Source organism: Pedobacter sp., from assembly GCF_039594775.1.
Taxonomy (GTDB): Bacteria; Bacteroidota; Bacteroidia; order Sphingobacteriales; family Sphingobacteriaceae; genus Pedobacter.
Map to the genome: position 1 here is coordinate 660,357 of NZ_JBCNMT010000001.1, position 18,008 is coordinate 678,364.

The following is an 18,008-nucleotide window of genomic DNA, read 5'->3' on the forward strand; positions in this document are numbered from 1 at the left end:
GTCGAAGGATTAAGGTTAAAGATTATGAGTAAAACAATTAAGGCGGGAATTATTGGTGGAGCAGGTTATACAGGTGGCGAGATGCTGCGCATCTTGGTGAACCACCCGCAAGTAGAAATTGCTTTTGTAAATAGCAGCAGTAATGCAGGCAACTTGATTTCAGAGGTACACACTGATTTATTTGGTGATACTGATTTGAGATTTACTGACCAAATTTCACAAGATATCGATGTATTGTTTTTGTGCGTTGGACATGGTGATGCCAAGAAATTTTTGGAAGCAAATCCAATAAACGAGAACGTTAAAATCATTGATTTATCGCAAGACTTTAGATTAGCTCAAAACTCGCAACTCGCAACCCGTAACTTTATTTACGGTTTGCCAGAATTAAATAAAGAAAAGATCGTATCTGCACAAAACATTGCCAACCCAGGTTGTTTTGCTACTTGTATCCAATTGGGTTTATTGCCTTTGGCTTCAAAAGGCTTGTTACAAAGTGAAGTGCACATTAATGCTACTACAGGATCAACAGGTGCCGGACAAAGCTTGAGTAAAACCTCGCACTTTAGTTGGAGAAATAACAACCTTTCGATTTATAAAGCTTTCGAACATCAACATTTAAATGAAATTGGGGAGAGCTTAACCCAGTTGCAAGGCGAAGTAAAAGAAGCGCTAAACTTTGTGCCTCAGCGTGGCGATTTTACCAGAGGTATTTTGGCCGCCATGTACATTGAAAGTGGTCTGACCGAAGAAGAAGCATATGAGCTTTATGAAAGTTATTATGCCAACCATCCATTTACCCATGTAAGTCGGAAAAACATCGATTTAAAACAGGTGGTGAATACCAATAAATGCCTTATTCACTTAGAAAAACATGGGAATAAGTTATTCATCATCAGCATTATCGATAACCTTTTAAAAGGTGCCAGCGGACAAGCGGTTCAGAATATGAATTTAATGTTTGGCTTGGAGGAAACAGCGGGGCTGAAATTGAAAGCGATTGGGTTTTAGGTTATAAGTTTTAAGTAATAAGTCATGCAAGATTTCAAAAGCTTGAAAGTATGGGAAAAGGCACATGGTCTTACACTTGAAATTTATAGATATACAAAAGATTTTCCGAAAGAAGAACTTTATAGCCTAACCAATCAATTGCGGCGGGCTGCTTCATCGGTTCCCGCTAATATTGCAGAAGGTTGTGGGAAACAGACAAAAGCAGATTTTGCAAACTTTTTAAATATTGCTTTAGGGTCAGCTAATGAAACAGAGTACTTTTTGATATTATCACGAGACCTAAATTATATTAACGAAGATAATTTCAATACACTTTCAAAGGAAGCAAACGATGTCAAAGCAATGCTCATAAATTTAATTACCAAGGTTAGGGCTTAGTACAACTTATTACTTAAAACCTATAACCTACAACTTTTACGAAATGAACTTATACGACGTATATCCATTAAACGACATAGAAATCACTAAAGCATCGGGCAGTAATGTTTGGGATGCTAACGGGCAACAATATCTAGACCTATATGGCGGTCATGCCGTAATTAGCATTGGCCATACCAACCCGCATTATGTGCAGCGTTTAACTGATCAGTTAAACAAAGTTGGGTTTTACTCAAACTCTATCAAAATTCCTCTGCAGGTACAACTGGCGGAAAAATTAGGTCAAGTTTCAGGCAAAACAGATTACCAATTGTTCTTATGTAACTCAGGTGCCGAGGCGAATGAGAATGCCTTGAAACTGGCATCTTTTTACAACGGTAGAAAGAAAGTGATTGCTTTTAAAGGCGCTTTTCACGGTCGTACCTCTTTGGCCGTTGCAGCTACAGATAACCCGAAAATTGTGGCTCCGGTTAACGAGACAGATAATATCATTTTCTTGCCGCATAACGATGAGCAAGCTTTGACTAATGAATTTGCAAAACACGGAAATGAAATTGCTGCGGTAATCATCGAGGGTATTCAAGGAGTTGGCGGAATTAAGGAAGCTTCGAAAAGTTTCTTGCAAAAAATCCGTTCACTTTGTGATGAATATAATGCGGTTTACGTTGCTGACAGTGTACAGTGTGGCTATGGCAGAACAGGTCAATTCTATTCGCACGATTGGGCAGGGGTAGATGCTGATATTTATACCATGGCCAAAGGAATGGGTAATGGTTTTCCAATTGCAGGGATTTCAATTGCCCCTAAATTTAAGCCTTGGCATGGACAGCTAGGGACCACTTTTGGCGGAAACCATTTAGCTTGCGCCGCGGCGTTAGCGGTACTAGAAGTAATTGCGAAAGATAGCTTGATGAAAAATGCTGAGGAAGTAGGAACCTATCTGATTGAGGAGCTAAAGAAATTTGAGCAGGTGAAAGAAGTGCGTGGAAGAGGTCTGATGATTGGTGTTGAATTGCCAGAAGCACTAGCTCATGTAAAGAAAGAGTTATTATTTAAACATTTCATTTTTACAGGAGAAGCAAAACCTAACGTAATCCGTTTATTACCAGCATTGAATTTGACTAAAGAACATGCAGATGAGTTCCTAAAAGCATTTGCTGAACTAGTAAAGTAATTAAACTTGTCATGCTGAGCTTGTCGAAGCACTTATTAAGCAGATGCTTCGACAAGCTCAGCATGATACCTTGAAAATATAAAGACATGAAGTTATTTTCTTCCGTAAATGATGTAACCGACATCAAACAGTTAGTAGCAAGTGCTTTAGCATTAAAGACTAATCCTTATGCGCATAGTGATTTAGGTAAGCATAAAACACTTGGACTAGTGTTTATGAACCCAAGTTTGCGAACTCGTTTAAGCACCCAAAAAGCAGCCCTTAATTTGGGAATGAATGTGATGGTGATGAACATGGATAAGGAAGGTTGGGCTTTGGAGACACAGGATGGCGTCATCATGAACGGCACTACCGTGGAGCATATCCGCGAAGCTGCTGCCGTAATGGGCGAATATTGTGATATCTTAGGTTTACGTTCTTTTCCTAAGCTGCAAAACAGAGAAGAAGATTATAATGAAGAGTTTTTTAACAAGTTCGTGAAGTTTTGCGGTGTACCGGTGGTAAGTTTAGAAAGTGCCACCAGACATCCATTGCAAAGCTTGGCGGACTTGGTGACCATACACGAAACTTGGGAGCCATACCGCATTGATGCCAAAGCTAAACCAAAAGTAGTATTGGCTTGGGCGCCCCATATCAAACCTTTGCCGCAAGCGGTTCCAAATTCCTTTGCAGAGTGGATGAGCAGGGCGCAAGCAGAAGGAATGTTGGATTTTACCATTGCCCAACCCGAAGGGTTCGAGCTCAATGAAAGTTTTACTACTGGAGCTAAAATCTCTCATAACTTAGATGAAGCTATTGCTGATGCAGATTACGTTTATGTGAAGAACTGGAGCAGCTACAAGGAATATGGCAAGTTGTTAGATTTTCCGGAGGGGTGGATGATGGATAACGAGAAGCTGAAACTGACCAGTAATGCAAAAATAATGCACTGTTTGCCTGTTCGTAGGGACTTGGAATTGGCCTCGGAAATATTGGATGGACCAAACTCTCTAGTCATTCACGAAGCTGGAAACAGATTATGGTCTGCCCAAGCGGTATTGAAAGCGATGTTGGAAAATTTGTAAATTATCCCGTCATTGCGAGGTACGAAGCAATGACGATAAAGCACTATGCAAAAACTAAAACACGAACAGATACAGTATATTGAATTTTTATCGGCAGATATTCACCGGGCAAAGGATTTTTACAACAAATGCTTTGGTTGGAGATTTACCGATTATGGTCCAAATTATACGGCATTTGAAGGCGACTATGTTGATGGAGGATTTACCACAGGTGAACCCATTAACGGAACTATATTGGTGATACTTTATTCTGCAAACCTCGAAGCCACTAGAGACAAAGTTCTAGCTGCGGGTGGAATTATTGTTCAAGATATATTTAGTTTTCCCGGAGGTCGACGTTTCCAATTTACCGACCCTGATGGCTATGAATTGGCAGTTTGGTCGGAATAGAATTTGACAACGTTACAATTTTAAAACATTCAAGCCTTTCAACAATATAAAACAGTGTTTATGCAGAAACTAACCATCATAAAAATTGGCGGAAACGTCATCGATAATTCGGAAAATCTACATCATTTCTTACAAGATTTTAAAGCCTTGGAAGGACCGAAAATATTGATTCACGGAGGTGGTAAAATTGCTACTGAAATTAGTGCGTCCCTAGGTATTGAAGCTAAAATGGTAGAAGGTAGGCGAATTACGGACATTGAAACCCTACGTGTGGTGACCATGGTTTACGCTGGATTAATTAACAAGAATATTGTGGCCCAACTACAAGCCAAGGGAGCAAATGCCATTGGTTTAACTGGTGCTGATGGTAACATCATTAAAGCAAAAAAACGCCCTGTCAAGGAAATTGATTACGGTTTTGTGGGCGATTTAGATGAAAGCTCGGTTTCTGTTACCTCATTAACCCATTTGTTACAAGCTGATTTTGTACCCGTACTTTGTGCTATCACCCATGATGGGGAGACACAACTTTTAAATACAAACGCTGATACCATTGCTTCGGCGGTGGCGGTGGCCATGTCTGCGCAGTACGAAACACATTTGGTATATTGCTTTGAGAAAAAAGGTGTTTTGAAAGATGTGAATGACGATGCTACGGTGGTAAGGGAAATCCGTTCGGCTGACTTTGAACCTTTAAAAGCTGATGGAACAGTTGCAGGTGGGATGATTCCGAAACTGCACAATGCTTTTGAAGCCATTAATAAAGGAGTGACTTCGGTTTATATCGGCAAAGCCGATGAATTGACAGAAATTGCTGCGGGTACTTTCGGCACGAAGTTGTTAAAGTAAGACTTTGAAATATTAGGTATAAGAAAGTAAGGTTTTGCCGACGTGGAATATGTTTTGGTTGAAGTAAAATGGAGAAGGCTCTCGTTTCTAAACCTGATAGCAACGCCTGCCTGTGGTAGGCAGGGAAATATTTTTGTTGCAAAAACTTTCGTGGCGTGTCATGCTGAGCTCGTCGAAGCATATTTCATCGGTAACAATGCTTCGACGAGCTCAGCATGACAAGGAGTAAAAAAGATTGTAGCGAATAGCGGGCTAAACATTAAAAATAGCACTGCAAAGCTTTTCAAAAAAGAATAACTAACCATCGACATATCGGTGAAATCATAAAATCTGTGCAATCACAAAGAGATGAAAAAAATAACCATTATCGGTAGCGGAAATATCGGACTTTCCTTAGCAAAAGGACTAGTAAATAAAAACTACTGCAAAGCAGAAAACATCACCTTAACGAGAAGAAATATCAAGCTGATGACAGAAGAAGTCGCTGCAGGATTTAAAGTAAGTGATGATAATTTGGCTGCCATTGATGGTGCTGATATTATTGTTTTAGGTGTATTGCCCCAACAGCTGAAAAAGGTTTTAGTGCAGCTGGCGCCCGCGGTAAATCCTGAAAAACAGCTTTTTGTTTCCGTAGTTTCAGGGGTAACTTGTGCTGATGTGCGCAAAGAGCTGGGCGAAAATGTGCAGGTGATTAGGGCAATGCCAAACACGGCCATTTCTATTGGCCAAAGCATGACCTGTGTGGCTACCGATAGCGCTACCGATGAAAATTTGAATGAAGTGGTAACCTTATTTGAAACCGTAGGAGCGGTAGTAACCATCCAGGAGGATTTGATGACCTCGGCAACTGCTTTGTGTGCCTGTGGTATCGCTTTCTTTTTACGCAGTATCAGAGCCGCTTCGCAAGGTGGGGTAGAAATTGGATTTCATGCACATGATGCGTTAAAAATGGCGGTACAAACCGCGAAAGGGGCGGCAGATTTATTATTATTGAACGAAACTCACCCAGAAACTGAAATAGATAAAGTAACTTCGCCAAAAGGTTGTACTATTGCAGGCCTAAATGAAATGGAACATAATGGTTTCAGTTCATCGCTAATTAAAGGAATTAAACTGTCTGCTAAAAAAGCTGGTGGACTTTATAACGAATAAACAACTTGTCATGCTGAGCTTGTCGAAGCATCCCGAAAATGGGATTCCTCGTTCCTCGGAATGACAGCAAGGAGTTTTATGATTGAAAAATTAATCAAAGAAAGCACAGAACTGTTAAGAGATTTGATTCGCATCCAGTCTTTTAGCAAAGAAGAGGATAGAACGGCAAGTTTAATTGCGCAGTTTTTGGGTGAACATGGTATTAAAACTCATCGCAAACTGAACAATGTTTGGGCTTATAGCAAGCATTTCGATGCGTCTAAGCCCACCATTTTATTGAATTCGCACCATGACACCGTGAAGCCGAATTCGGGCTACACCCGTGACCCTTATGATGCTGCTATTGAAGATGGCAAGCTATTTGGTTTGGGCAGTAATGATGCAGGGGGTTGTTTGGTATCGCTGATTGCTACTTTCTTATACTTTTATGAGCAGGAAGGCTTAAAATATAACTTCTGTTTAGCAGCAACTGCCGAAGAAGAGATTTCAGGTAATGATGGTCTGGAATTGGTGATCCCGGATTTGGGCGAACTGGAATTTGCCATTGTTGGCGAACCTACCGAAATGCATTTGGCCATTGCCGAAAAAGGGCTTTTGGTAATCGATTGCACCGCTCACGGAAAAGCTGGTCATGCCGCACGTGAAGAAGGTGAAAATGCCATTTATAAAGCCCTACCAGATATTGAATGGTTCCGTAACTATCAATTTCCTAAAGTGTCGGAAGTTTTTGGTCCTGTGAAAATGACCGTTACCATTATCAACGCGGGTTCCCAGCACAATGTAGTACCTGCCAATTGTACTTTTACGGTTGATGTTCGGGTAACAGACGCTTACACCAATGAAGAAGTGGTAGAAATCATTAAACAGCATGTGAGCTGTGAGGTGAAACCTCGTTCGGTAAGGTTAAAACCATCTTCTATTGATAAAGACCACCCAATTGTTAAATCAGGAATTGCATTGGGCAAAACCACTTACGGTTCGCCAACCACTTCTGATCAGGCATTACTATCCATTCCGTCACTAAAATGCGGACCAGGTTTTTCAGGTCGTTCTCACATGGCCGATGAATTTTTGTATGTAGATGAAATTAGACAGGGCATTGAGGGCTATATCGCTATGCTGAAGCCCGTGGTATCCTAAAAATTTAGGGAACAGAGTTGAATTCAATGATTTTGTTTCCTAAATTCGAGTATTAAAATCTCTTTATAAATATTACCCCGAAAGCAGTTCTTGCTTATTTGTTGGACATGTAGATGTTCTGACGGTTTTTTTTATTACCCAAATTTTATAGGAGATTATGACTAATTATCATCATATTGCCGTAATTGGCGGCACAGGAAAATCAGGAAAATATGTAGTGAAAAAACTATTGGAAAGAGGTTTCCGCGTTAAAATGCTATTGCGAAATCCTGACCAAGTGAAATTTAATCATCCCGCTATTGAAAAGGTAAAGGGAGATGCACGAAACCCAGCAGACATAGCGCTTTTATTGGAAGATTGTACTGCCGTACTGAGCACATTGGGACAACCGAAAGGCGAGCCGCCTATTTTTAGTACGGCCACCAAAAACGTGTTGAATGCAATGCAAAAGCTAAACATCAAGCGCTACATCGTAACGACTGGTTTAAGTGTAGATACACCTCATGACCATAAAAACGAGCAGGTACAACAGGCTACCGATTGGATGCGGACCAACTATGCTCCAACCACTGCAGATAAACAGGTTGAATATGAACTATTGGCCAAATGCAATGTGGACTGGACTTTGGTAAGGCTTCCGCTCATTGAGCAAACGGAGGTAGCTAAGGGTATTAGGGTAAGCCTTGAAGATTGCCCTGGCGATCATATCAGCGCTACAGATTTAGCTAACTTCCTTATAGAACAATTAGAGAACAGGGAGTACATTGGGCAAGCCCCATTTATTGCCAGTATTTAAAATAAAAGGCGGTGAATTTCACCGCCTTTTATTTTAGTTGCCTGCTTCGTCAAAAGCCCTAGCTTCCAAATGTTTTTCCATATCTAATCGGTTAACCCCTTTACTCCACCATTCTGGAGCTGGTTTGCCTTTCAACATGTAATCAAAATATTCCATCATACGTACCGCATAATCTTTACGGTTTGGTAATTTGGCAATACCGTGGTTTTCGCCTTTGTAGGTAATCATTACCACTGGTTTGTTCAATCTTCTTAAGCCGTTATAGTACTCAATACCTTGGGTAAAATCAACGGCACCATCTTTATCATTGTGCAATAACAACAAAGGAGTTTTTACATTTTTAATGTGATAAATTGGAGAATTACGAGCAAAAGCATCCCAATTATCCCAATAGCCCGGGGTTAAACGACCTTGGCTAGCTTCGAAAATCGCTTGGTTGGTACCACCGCTGTTCCAGTAGATCAAACTGTACATACTGATCATATTGGTTAATGGAGCACCCGCTGCTGCAGCTTTGAAGATATTGGTTTGGGTAATTAAGAAAGAAGTTTGGTAACCACCCCAAGAGTGACCATGGATGGCTACGTTTTTCTCATCTACAATGCCTGTAGCTACTGCCGCTTTCACAGCCGGTACTACACAAGCTACAGCCGACATTCCTGGGTCATTTAATTTGTACTTAATATCTGGCATCAACACTGCATAGCCATTACTTAAATACATTGCTGCATTGAAACCTCCACCTGGGAAGCCCGGCATGCTATAGTTGTTTAAACCATCAGTTAAACGCTCATAAATGTAAGTAATGGTTGGATACGATTTTCCAGCTTCGTAGTTTGCCGGCAAATAAAGTGCAGCTTGTAAAGTATCGCCGTGAGCACTTACGTATTTGATCAATTTCACTCCTGAAGTCCAAGCATATTTGGCTTGATCTGGCGTGTTGGTGTTTACTTGTTTAGGAGCACTTAGGTTATTGCTTGCACTGGCATAATATACTGGAGATTGTGCATAGTTACTTTTTGAATAAGCAAAAACGTTGGCATTTTCAGCTTTGGTTAAAGCACCGTAGCTATTGGCATCAGCAAACAATACATTGATTTTAGACTTTCCTGCTGGGAGAATCCCAATCCCCATATCCTTTGTTTCGTTATTGAAAACCGTAAAATATTGGTCTTTGCTTAAGTCTGTTCCTTTTTCGTTAACGTAAATGCGGTACCTGCCAGCAACTGCTGTCTTTTTACTTTTCCAGTTGTCAGATAACGCTGTTGCTGATTTTCCATCTGCTGAAATCTTCCATAAATCATAGTTGTCCATGATCAGCGCATATTTCGAGTCAGAAGACCAACCATAATTGGTTGTTGCCGGTTTGGTTACATTATGGTCATCTAATTGATCAACAAAAGAAGCTTTGATGTTCCCTGTAAGGTTAGCTTTTTGGCCAGTTTCGAAATTAACGCTGTAGAACACACCATCAACATAATAACTGGCAATTTTACCATCAGGAGCTACAAACAAACGACCGCCATTATTGCCGTACATTTTTTCGAATAATAGTTTTTTATTGCCTGTTTTGAGGTCGATCAAGTAAACGTCAGAATAACTTTGTCCATCCAAATTACCCATCAACTCATACTTGGTATTGTCATAGCCAATGGCATATAATTGTTTTGGAGCAACAGTGACCGAACGCATGTTGCTATCGGCAAGTTGTGTAAACTTTTTATCTGCAACACGATAAGAACTTACATAACTGAAGTTTTTATCTCTCATTTCCTGTGTTTGCTGTGCAGATTGAAGACGTCTGTCTTGCCAATTCCAGATGATCATGTCTGGTTTTTCAATATCGTCTTTTTTCGCTTCTGGTGCAGGGGCAGCTTTAGCCTTTGCGGCACTATCCACTTTAACCTCAGGTTTGCCTTTGGTTTTAGCGCTATCCGCTTTTTTATCTTCTTTTTTGGTTAAGGTGTTGATGCCAAAAAACAAAGTGCTTTGGTCATCTGACCAGTATGGGGTAGCATTGGTGTTAATGCCCATGCCTTTAGTGAAATTGTTATCATCAATACCATTGTAAATTACTTTAGCAGTTAAATCGCCATTAATTTTGTTGATGCCGATCACACTTAGCACTTCATCTTTGTATTTTTCATTTTTGTTAGATTTTAGAAGTGCAAAAGCAGTTCCCTCTTCGTTCCAAGTAATGCTTTTATAAACCGCTTTATCATTGTCTAATGCCGTAATGGTTCCGGTTTTCATGTCTCTTAAGAAAAGGCCATTGCCGTTTTGTCCATTGGCGTCAACGGTATAAGCAAGCTTATCGCCAGCCTTATTAAATGCAAATTCACCAACGTTTCCTAGGTTATAACTTTTTTTGCTAGTTAAGTGATATAAAAGCACATCAGTTCCTTTAGCTGCATCTTTATCTTTCGGTGCAGTTTCCAATGGTGCGAATTGAATGGCAATCCAATCAGAAGCATCGCCAGAAAAGCTGAAAGTTCTTACTTTTTCAAAAGTGGTTTGTTTGTTGTCTGCCAATGAAACCAATAATAGCTTATCGTACAAAGGTTTCATTGTTTTTCTTGCTGCTTTAGCTTCTGCATCTTTTGCAGATACTTTGAAAGCGGCGTACTTAGCATTTTTAGAGAATAAAGCTAAGGTAGGCGTAGCACCAATCGGGTAGCTGTAGCTTAAGGTATCAAAGGTTTTTTTGATCACCATTTTTAAATCGCCTTCTGTTGGGCCTGTTGCCCAAGCGGTCCACTGGCCATCGCCAGAAAGTGCATTTCCACGGTTATAATTCCATTTAGAAACATCTTTCCAGGTGAGCGCAGGCTTTACCTGAGCTTGTGCGGAATTTGCCAATATCCCGCCGAGCAGCAATAGAGATAAAGTTATTTTCTTCATAATTTATGGTCTTTATACAAATGTATATGATTTACTCCATAATGTAGTATACTTCCAGTTTATTAATGCACTTGTGTTGCGATTTTTGAGTTCGCAGCTTTGCTTTACAATCTTGCGGTAATTGTTGTATTTTTGTGCGGCTTTAACAAGGCTTAAATTTAGATATTATGAAGATTTGGCAGAAAAATGTAGATGTAAACCAATTTGTAGAGAACTTTACCGTAGGGAAGGATCGGGAATTGGATTTACAGATGGCAAAATTTGACGTATTGGGCTCCTTGGCACATACACAAATGTTGGAAACCATTAACCTACTTACTGCCGAGGAACTTAAAGAGGTACAAACAGCGCTTAAAGAAATCTATAACGAAATTGAAGCTGGACGCTTCACCATAGAAGATAGCGTGGAAGATGTGCATTCGCAGGTAGAATGGCTTTTAACCCAGCGCATTGGTGAAGCTGGAAAGAAAATTCACAGTGGACGCTCACGTAACGACCAAGTTTTGGTAGACCTGAAACTTTATTTCAGAAGCTGTATTGAAGAAATGGTTGGAAATACAAAAGAGCTGTTTAACCAATTGATTTCACTTAGCAACTTACACAGAGATAAATTACTGCCGGGTTATACCCATTTGCAAATTGCCATGCCCTCCTCATTTGGTTTATGGTTTGGCGCTTATGCAGAGAGCTTGGCCGATGATATGGAATTGATGTTGGCCGCTTGGAAAATCACCAACAAAAACCCTTTGGGTTCTGCTGCGGGCTATGGTTCGTCATTCCCTTTAAACAGAACTTTAACAACAGAACTTTTAGGCTTTGAAAGTTTGAACCACAATGTAGTGTATGCTCAAATGGGCCGTGGTAAAACCGAACGTATTTTGACACAGGCCATGTCATCGGTAGCAGCAACCCTAGCCAAAATGGCCATGGATGTGTGCCTGTTCATTAACCAAAATTTTGGTTTCATCAGCTTCCCTTCGGAATTAACAACGGGCAGTAGCATTATGCCACACAAAAAAAATCCAGATGTTTTTGAGTTGGTAAGAGCTCGTTGCAATAAAATACAAGCTCTACCAAATGAAATTGCCATGATGACGACCAATTTGCCATCAGGCTACCATAGAGATCTGCAGTTGCTGAAAGAAAACCTTTTCCCTGCGTTTATCTCCTTAAATGAATGTTTGGAGATTACTACTTTCATGTTGCAGCATATCTCCATCAAAGATGATATCTTGAAGGATAAAAAATACGATTACCTGTTTAGTGTGGAAGTGGTGAATGATTTGGCTTTACAAGGCGTGCCATTTAGGGAAGCTTATAAAATTGTGGGCGAACAGATTGAAAACGGTACTTTTAAGCCGCAATATGAATTGAAACATACTCACGAAGGAAGTATTGGCAACTTAATGAACGAAGAAATTGCTGCAGCCATGAACCAAACATTAAAAGGTTTTGGTTTTGAAAAAGTGAATAAAGCCATTGCTAATTTAATTGCATAATGAAACTCAAGTATTGTCTCCTGTTGGCCTTGGTTTTAACTAGTTTGAACCTATTGGCCCAAAAAGCAGACACCATTACAGTCGTTTCTTATAATATTCATCATGGTAATCCACCGGCTAAGCCTGGGCTAATAGATTTAGATGCTATTGCTAATGTACTTGCCAATCAAAAGCCTGATTTTGTGGCGCTGCAAGAAGTTGATGTGAATATTAATCGTTCGGGAAACATTAACCAAGCTGAATATTTAGCCAAAAAGCTAAACATGTATTTCTATTTTGCAAAGGCCATAGACCATGATGGTGGGGATTATGGTGTGGCCATACTTTCGAAATATCCAATTTTAGAACAACATACCTTAAAATTTTCAAGAATAGAAGGCGTTAAAGCCGAGGATAGAGTATTAGCGATTGTTAGCGTTAAGCTCGCCAACGGAAAGAAAGTTGCTTTTGGGTCTACTCATTTAGACCACCAAAAAGATGAAGCTTTGCGATTGCTCCAGATTTCGGAAATCGTGAAATATGCTGAAAAGGAAAAAGGAACCTTCATCATTGCAGGCGATTTTAATGCGGTGCCCAACTCGGCTACCATACAGTTTTTAGATAAGAATTTCACACGTACCTGCAATCAATGCGGTTTTACCATTCCTGTGGTTACGCCTAAGCGAACCATCGATTTTATTGCTTTTAAGCCTAGCAGAAAAATCTCAGTATCCAGTCATGAGGTTATTCAAGAGCACCAAGCTTCTGACCATTTGCCTATTGTGGCTAAAATTATCATTAAGTAATATTTCTTCTTGCTTGTCATTCCAAGGAAAAATGTAACGATAACAATCGTGAATCAGCTACGAAGTAAATCTTTAGCTCATAACCCACGAGGGTTCTTACTGTTCATTATTTTTCGTGCTCTTGCTGTCATTTCGAACGCAGAGAGAAATCTCACAATTAATAGATTTCTCCTCATACTTCGTCGAAATGACGTGAAGGGTTAGCGAAGCAGCTACGAAGTAAATCTCTAGTGCCAGCAAACCAAAACCCGCAAGGTTTATTCCCTTGCTATAAAAATTAACTTATTGTGTCTTGTTTGTTTCTTTTTAGTTAAATATTGAAATAAAATAAAAGGCAATTTAGAATAAATCAAAAGAAAATGAAATGTATATTTGGTTATACAAAACAATCTATAACCAAAATATCATGAACCGTAGAAATTTACTTAAAACACTTTCGCTTACCGTTGGAGCATCCATTGTAGGTACAGAGGTGCTGGCCAAAATTGGCGAACGTTCCTATCTGTATAACATCCCAGACAACCCTAATCACAAAAGCTTAGCTAAACCAGTAACTGCGATTACCATTGGTGCAGGAAACAGAGGTATGGTTTATGGTGGTTTTGCGGCAAAATTTACTGATCAAATTAAAATCATTGGCGTTGCGGAACCTAATACTTTTAGGAACGATAGGTACGCCAAGATTCATAACATACCTGCCGAAAATCGTTTTAATACTTGGGAAGACGTATTTAAAAGACCAAAATTTGCCGACGCGGTGATTATTTCAACACCAGATAACCTGCACTACGAACCGTGCATGAAGGCTTTGGCTATGGGTTACGATATTCTTTTGGAGAAGCCCATTGCTCCAACCGAAAAAGAATGTAGGGATATTTTAAACCTGGCAAAAAAAAATAACCGTATTGTAGCAGTATGCCACGTGTTGAGATATGCACCTTATTTTGTGAAAATGAAAGAACTTATTGCCAATGGGGCTATTGGTGAGGTTATCAGTATCCAGCATTTTGAACCTATTGAGCATACCCACATGGCGCATTCCTATGTGAGGGGGAATTGGCATAACTCAAAAGAAACTACTCCGATTATCCTAGCCAAATCATGTCATGACCTAGATATCATTAAATGGGTGATTAATAAACCAAGTAAACAAATATCTGCCATGGGCGATTTGAAATGGTTTAGAAAGGAGAATGCGCCACAAGGTAGTACGGCTCGTTGCACTGATGGTTGTAAGATAGAAAGAGAGTGCCCATATTCGGCAATTAAGGAATATGTGGACCTTAATAAACGTACTTCGGTATTTGATGTGCCTGCTGGAACTAAGGACCGCAAGGGCTTTATCACCGAAAAATTAAAAACTACCAACTATGGTCGTTGCGTGTATAGAATGGAAAATGACCAACCTGATCACTATGTTACCAACATCCAATTTGCGGACAGTGTTACGGCAAGTTTTTCGATGGAGGCCTTTACCTCATATCACGGTAGAAGAACTCGGGTAATGGGCTCTATGGGCGATTTGGTTGGCGATATGACCGAATTGGTGCATTACGATTTTAGAACAGGGAAAGATACCAAGTTTATCCCTAAAGCAGAAGATGTAGAAGAGTATAAAAATAGCGGCCATGGTGGCGGAGATTGGCTATTGGTACGTGACTTTGTGCAGGCGGTAGCTCAGAAGAACCCAGCCTTGCTCACTTCAACCATCGATGAATCTATTGAAAGTCATGTAATGGGTTTCATGGCCGAAGAAAGTCGTAAGAAAAATAAAGTGATGGACATTAAGATGTAATTATTTTCTTCGTCATTGTGAGAGGTTGCCTAGCAAGGCCCGCAATGACGGGTGATGTAACAAAAAAGCCGCTAGATTTTTCTAGCGGCTTTTTTGTTAAACTATTTTTAGCCTATTTAAGCTCGACTTCAGATTTCCCCATCTGGAAACCGTCCGCATACAAGAAGATGCCGTATACGCCCTTAATAAAGGCTCTAGGGTTGATCCAATCAATCTTGTATCTTGTTTCGTCATTGTTATAGGAAATTTCTATCGCTCTGCTGTATTGCATTTGCTGGCCATCGGCCTCAAACATGTTATTTTCATCGGCTATTAAATTCCCAGCAGGATCAATTACTCTTAAGAAAATCTTGTGGTAGGTTTTTTCCGCCAAATCATTAGGTACAATTGCAAAATCAATGGTAAGCTTGTTTGCTGTGCTGGCTTTGGTTACGATAGAAGTTTTACCGTTGTCCTTCACCCTAAATGCGACGATGCTAATATCTGATGCCTTTAATGAAGAGCCTACTTTTACCTTTCTGTTAAGATTTTTGTTCTCTCTTCTTAAATTTTCGGTTTGTTCGTTGTAATTGCTGATGCTGGTCTTTAAACTGTCCCGCTCTGTTTTCAGAAAAGAGTTTTCCTGTTCCAGGATAGCAATTTGGTTGTTGTAGCTCTTCACAAAGTCTCTCAATGAGTTGATTTGCTTGTGTGCTTCATCAAGTTCTTTTTGGGTAAGCTCGCCCTTTTTCAGTGCCAGCTTAAGTTCTGCTATTTTTTCTCTGGCTAGTTTTTGTTCCTCAATAAGTCTATCGTTAAGCGTAACATTCAAGAGGTTCACTCGGTCTAGTTCCACTTCAATTTTCTCTACCTCTAATTTTAAACGATCTTTTTCTGTACTAATGGTTACAAACCTACTGGTTTGCTGTTGATCCCTAAAATAGAGATAACCATTTATGCCTAGCAATGCAACAATTACAACAATAAGGAAGTAAACCTTGTTACGGTCTACTTTGTTGTCTACAGCTTTTTCTTGTGTTTGCATTATGTTTTTTGAGTCTCCTAAATTACAACCTGTAGCGCTAATGATTTGCTAACTTAATAAAAAATCAAAAAAGTATAAAAATAATGTCACTTTTGTATTTAAACACTAAAAAGTTCGTTAACCTTATTAGCGTATCAACAACCATTCAGAATGTTCAAATTCCTGTACAAGTATAACATCGCATTTGCACTTTTTATTTCGATTGCTTCCGTTTCCACATTAAACGCTCAACAAGAATCAAAAATTGTACCCAAACGAGAATTTAGAGGGGTTTGGGTGGCAACTGTAACCAATATTGATTGGCCATCCAAGCAAGGTCTTAATGCCGACCAGCAAAAACAAGAACTGATTGCGATTTTAGATCAACATCATAAGAACGGAATAAATGCAATTATTTTGCAGGTGCGGCCTACGGCTGATGCACTGTACGCCAAATCTAGAGAGCTATGGAGCCATTGGTTACTGGGTAAGCAGGGTGCAGTACCTGCCGCAGGCTATGATCCTTTGGCCTTTGCCATTAGAGAAGCTCATGAACGAGGAATGGAATTGCACGCGTGGTTCAATCCGTATAGAGCTACCATGTCGGCAAGAGCAGTAACCCATCCCGAACATATTACCAATAAAAGACCAGAACTATTTTATACATATGGCGGTCAAAAACTGTTTGATCCAGGTATTCCTGAGAACAGAGAATATATTACCCAGGTGATTTTAGATGTGGTAAAAGGCTATGATGTTGACGGTGTACACTTTGATGATTATTTTTACCCTTATCGTATTTCGGGTCAAGTTATTAACGATTCTGCCACTTTTGCAAAATATCCTAATGGTTTTACCAAGATAGATGATTGGAGAAGAAATAATGTGGATATGCTGGTGAAGATGGTTAATGACAGTGTTCATTACTATAAAAAGCACATCAAATTTGGGATTAGTCCCTTCGGTATTTGGCGGAACTTTAGGGAAGATACCTTAGGTTCTAAAACAAATGGCCTGTCTAACTACGGCGAACTTTATGCCGACTCTAGAAAATGGGTCAAGGAAGGTTGGGTAGATTATATCAATCCTCAGATTTATTTTTCTTTTTCTCGTGCTGCTGCTCCATTTAAGGTGTTATTAGATTGGTGGAGCAATAATACGTTTGGTAGGCACCTTTACATTGGCCAGGCCGCTTATTTAATCCATAATGGTACCACAAAAAGGGAGCCTGCTTGGGCAAGACCAAACGAAATCCCTAATCAGATTAGGGCAATAAGGGAAAATAATAGAGTACAGGGAAGTATTTATTTCAGTTCTAAATCCCTTTCAACGGTGGCTCGTGGCTTAGCGGATTCTTTGCGTAACAACTTTTATAAATACCCGGCTTTGCCACCTCAAATGCCTTGGATAGATGATATTGTTCCCAACGAACCTCAACATTTAACTGCAGAAGCCCAAAATGATGGCATTAATATTAAATGGACAAAGCCTTTGAAAGCTAAGGATGGAGAAACTGCCTCTGGCTATGTGGTTTATCGTTTTGATGAGGGCGAAAAGATTACGGTGCTAGATGCCAAAAACATAGTACATATTTCCTTTGAGGACTATACCTTTTTTCTGGACACTAATGTAGAAAAAGGAAAGCGTTACAGCTATTTGGTTACTGCACTTGATCGTATTAAAAATGAAAGTGATCCAAGCGGGCCGGTGGGTGTAGAAGCTAAATAGAAAAGGCCAGCGAAGTATTCAACTCCGCTGGCTGGGATTTGTATTTGGGTTAGTTATCTGTGTATTTACCTATTACGTAGAAATAAGAGAAAACGCTACAAGAAGTATTATTAACCTCAGTTCTATTGCTAATTTGTTAAAACAGCCCGTAAAGCTGATGCTGACCTGTAGCGAAGCGGAAAGCTATGCAATAAACCGAGCCTTGGCGAGCTCACCGAAGGTAATTTATTTCAGGGTCAGCAATAGAAAGTTGGCATTATTCCGCTAAAAATTAACTAAATAAAAATCTAACTCAGATTATAAATTAAAAAGGACGGCCAACATGACCGTCCTTTTTAATGCT

The 18,008-nt window shown here is 39.8% G+C and carries 15 protein-coding genes; 13 read left to right on the forward strand and 2 right to left on the reverse strand.

Annotation, left to right across the window (positions count from 1 at the left end; all coding sequences use genetic code 11):
• Positions 1-24: 24 nt before the first annotated feature.
• The 9 genes from argC (at position 25) to ABDV71_RS02995 (ending at position 7,954) form a co-directional block, all read left to right on the forward strand.
• Entirely contained in the window at positions 25-1,011 is a 987-nt protein-coding gene (argC, locus tag ABDV71_RS02955) for an N-acetyl-gamma-glutamyl-phosphate reductase (protein ID WP_343530933.1), read from the forward strand.
• Between the two features lie 24 nt (positions 1,012-1,035).
• The gene (locus ABDV71_RS02960) at positions 1,036-1,389 is read left to right on the forward strand and encodes a four helix bundle protein (protein WP_343530934.1); all 354 of its coding nucleotides are present in this window, start codon (positions 1,036-1,038) and stop codon (positions 1,387-1,389) included.
• A 43-nt stretch (positions 1,390-1,432) separates the two neighbouring features.
• On the forward strand, positions 1,433-2,563 hold the full coding sequence (locus ABDV71_RS02965; protein ID WP_343530935.1) for an aminotransferase class III-fold pyridoxal phosphate-dependent enzyme: 1,131 nt from the start codon (positions 1,433-1,435) through the stop codon (positions 2,561-2,563).
• Positions 2,564-2,649: 86 nt separating this feature from the next.
• On the forward strand, positions 2,650-3,627 hold the full coding sequence (locus ABDV71_RS02970) for an acetylornithine carbamoyltransferase (RefSeq protein ID WP_343530936.1): 978 nt from the start codon (positions 2,650-2,652) through the stop codon (positions 3,625-3,627).
• A gap of 45 nt (positions 3,628-3,672) precedes the next feature.
• Positions 3,673-4,017: a VOC family protein gene (locus tag ABDV71_RS02975; protein ID WP_343530937.1), complete on the forward strand. Its 345-nt coding sequence runs from the start codon at positions 3,673-3,675 to the stop codon at positions 4,015-4,017.
• 60 nt (positions 4,018-4,077) lie between these two features.
• Positions 4,078-4,866 (forward strand): acetylglutamate kinase, encoded by a 789-nt coding sequence (gene argB, locus ABDV71_RS02980; protein ID WP_343530938.1) that lies wholly within the window; start codon positions 4,078-4,080, stop codon positions 4,864-4,866.
• A 348-nt stretch (positions 4,867-5,214) separates the two neighbouring features.
• The gene (gene proC, locus ABDV71_RS02985) at positions 5,215-6,018 is read left to right on the forward strand and encodes a pyrroline-5-carboxylate reductase (RefSeq protein ID WP_343530939.1); all 804 of its coding nucleotides are present in this window, start codon (positions 5,215-5,217) and stop codon (positions 6,016-6,018) included.
• 78 nt (positions 6,019-6,096) lie between these two features.
• Positions 6,097-7,158, forward strand: a complete 1,062-nt coding sequence (locus ABDV71_RS02990; protein ID WP_343530940.1) for a M20 family metallo-hydrolase — start codon at positions 6,097-6,099, stop codon at positions 7,156-7,158.
• A 157-nt stretch (positions 7,159-7,315) separates the two neighbouring features.
• Positions 7,316-7,954, forward strand: coding sequence for an NAD(P)H-binding protein (locus ABDV71_RS02995; protein WP_343530941.1), 639 nt, complete (start codon positions 7,316-7,318; stop codon positions 7,952-7,954).
• A gap of 33 nt (positions 7,955-7,987) precedes the next feature.
• On the opposite strand, the gene ABDV71_RS03000 is transcribed toward ABDV71_RS02995, so the two are convergent.
• Positions 7,988-10,855, reverse strand: coding sequence for a prolyl oligopeptidase family serine peptidase (locus ABDV71_RS03000; RefSeq protein WP_343530942.1), 2,868 nt, complete (start codon positions 10,853-10,855; stop codon positions 7,988-7,990).
• 167 nt (positions 10,856-11,022) lie between these two features.
• Here ABDV71_RS03000 and argH point away from each other — a divergent pair, with 167 nt between their 5' ends.
• The 3 genes from argH (at position 11,023) to ABDV71_RS03015 (ending at position 14,934) form a co-directional block, all read left to right on the forward strand.
• On the forward strand, positions 11,023-12,354 hold the full coding sequence (argH, locus tag ABDV71_RS03005; RefSeq protein WP_343530943.1) for an argininosuccinate lyase: 1,332 nt from the start codon (positions 11,023-11,025) through the stop codon (positions 12,352-12,354).
• Positions 12,354-13,139: an endonuclease/exonuclease/phosphatase family protein gene (locus ABDV71_RS03010; RefSeq protein WP_343530944.1), complete on the forward strand. Its 786-nt coding sequence runs from the start codon at positions 12,354-12,356 to the stop codon at positions 13,137-13,139. Before argH ends, ABDV71_RS03010 begins: the two co-directional genes overlap by 1 nt.
• 406 nt (positions 13,140-13,545) lie before the next feature.
• Positions 13,546-14,934 carry a Gfo/Idh/MocA family oxidoreductase gene (locus ABDV71_RS03015; protein ID WP_343530945.1) on the forward strand — a complete coding sequence of 463 codons (1,389 nt, stop codon included), beginning with the start codon at positions 13,546-13,548 and terminating at the stop codon, positions 14,932-14,934.
• 112 nt (positions 14,935-15,046) lie between these two features.
• On the opposite strand, the gene ABDV71_RS03020 is transcribed toward ABDV71_RS03015, so the two are convergent.
• The gene (locus ABDV71_RS03020) at positions 15,047-15,958 is read right to left on the reverse strand and encodes a hypothetical protein (protein ID WP_343530946.1); all 912 of its coding nucleotides are present in this window, start codon (positions 15,956-15,958) and stop codon (positions 15,047-15,049) included.
• A 150-nt stretch (positions 15,959-16,108) separates the two neighbouring features.
• Between ABDV71_RS03020 and ABDV71_RS03025 the strand changes: the two genes are divergently transcribed.
• Positions 16,109-17,665: a family 10 glycosylhydrolase gene (locus ABDV71_RS03025; protein WP_343530947.1), complete on the forward strand. Its 1,557-nt coding sequence runs from the start codon at positions 16,109-16,111 to the stop codon at positions 17,663-17,665.
• Positions 17,666-18,008 lie beyond the last annotated feature (343 nt).

What these genes read in the sequence shown, in the direction of transcription:
- argC (WP_343530933.1), top strand. Translation starts at nt 25, where the DNA reads ATGAGTAAAACAATTAAGGCGGGAATTATTGGTGGAGCAGGTTATACA.
- ABDV71_RS02960 (WP_343530934.1), top strand. Translation starts at nt 1,036, where the DNA reads ATGCAAGATTTCAAAAGCTTGAAAGTATGGGAAAAGGCACATGGTCTT.
- ABDV71_RS02965 (WP_343530935.1), top strand. Translation starts at nt 1,433, where the DNA reads ATGAACTTATACGACGTATATCCATTAAACGACATAGAAATCACTAAA.
- ABDV71_RS02970 (WP_343530936.1), top strand. Translation starts at nt 2,650, where the DNA reads ATGAAGTTATTTTCTTCCGTAAATGATGTAACCGACATCAAACAGTTA.
- ABDV71_RS02975 (WP_343530937.1), top strand. Translation starts at nt 3,673, where the DNA reads ATGCAAAAACTAAAACACGAACAGATACAGTATATTGAATTTTTATCG.
- argB (WP_343530938.1), top strand. Translation starts at nt 4,078, where the DNA reads ATGCAGAAACTAACCATCATAAAAATTGGCGGAAACGTCATCGATAAT.
- proC (WP_343530939.1), top strand. Translation starts at nt 5,215, where the DNA reads ATGAAAAAAATAACCATTATCGGTAGCGGAAATATCGGACTTTCCTTA.
- ABDV71_RS02990 (WP_343530940.1), top strand. Translation starts at nt 6,097, where the DNA reads ATGATTGAAAAATTAATCAAAGAAAGCACAGAACTGTTAAGAGATTTG.
- ABDV71_RS02995 (WP_343530941.1), top strand. Translation starts at nt 7,316, where the DNA reads ATGACTAATTATCATCATATTGCCGTAATTGGCGGCACAGGAAAATCA.
- ABDV71_RS03000 (WP_343530942.1), bottom strand. Translation starts at nt 10,855, where the DNA reads ATGAAGAAAATAACTTTATCTCTATTGCTGCTCGGCGGGATATTGGCA.
- argH (WP_343530943.1), top strand. Translation starts at nt 11,023, where the DNA reads ATGAAGATTTGGCAGAAAAATGTAGATGTAAACCAATTTGTAGAGAAC.
- ABDV71_RS03010 (WP_343530944.1), top strand. Translation starts at nt 12,354, where the DNA reads ATGAAACTCAAGTATTGTCTCCTGTTGGCCTTGGTTTTAACTAGTTTG.
- ABDV71_RS03015 (WP_343530945.1), top strand. Translation starts at nt 13,546, where the DNA reads ATGAACCGTAGAAATTTACTTAAAACACTTTCGCTTACCGTTGGAGCA.
- ABDV71_RS03020 (WP_343530946.1), bottom strand. Translation starts at nt 15,958, where the DNA reads ATGCAAACACAAGAAAAAGCTGTAGACAACAAAGTAGACCGTAACAAG.
- ABDV71_RS03025 (WP_343530947.1), top strand. Translation starts at nt 16,109, where the DNA reads ATGTTCAAATTCCTGTACAAGTATAACATCGCATTTGCACTTTTTATT.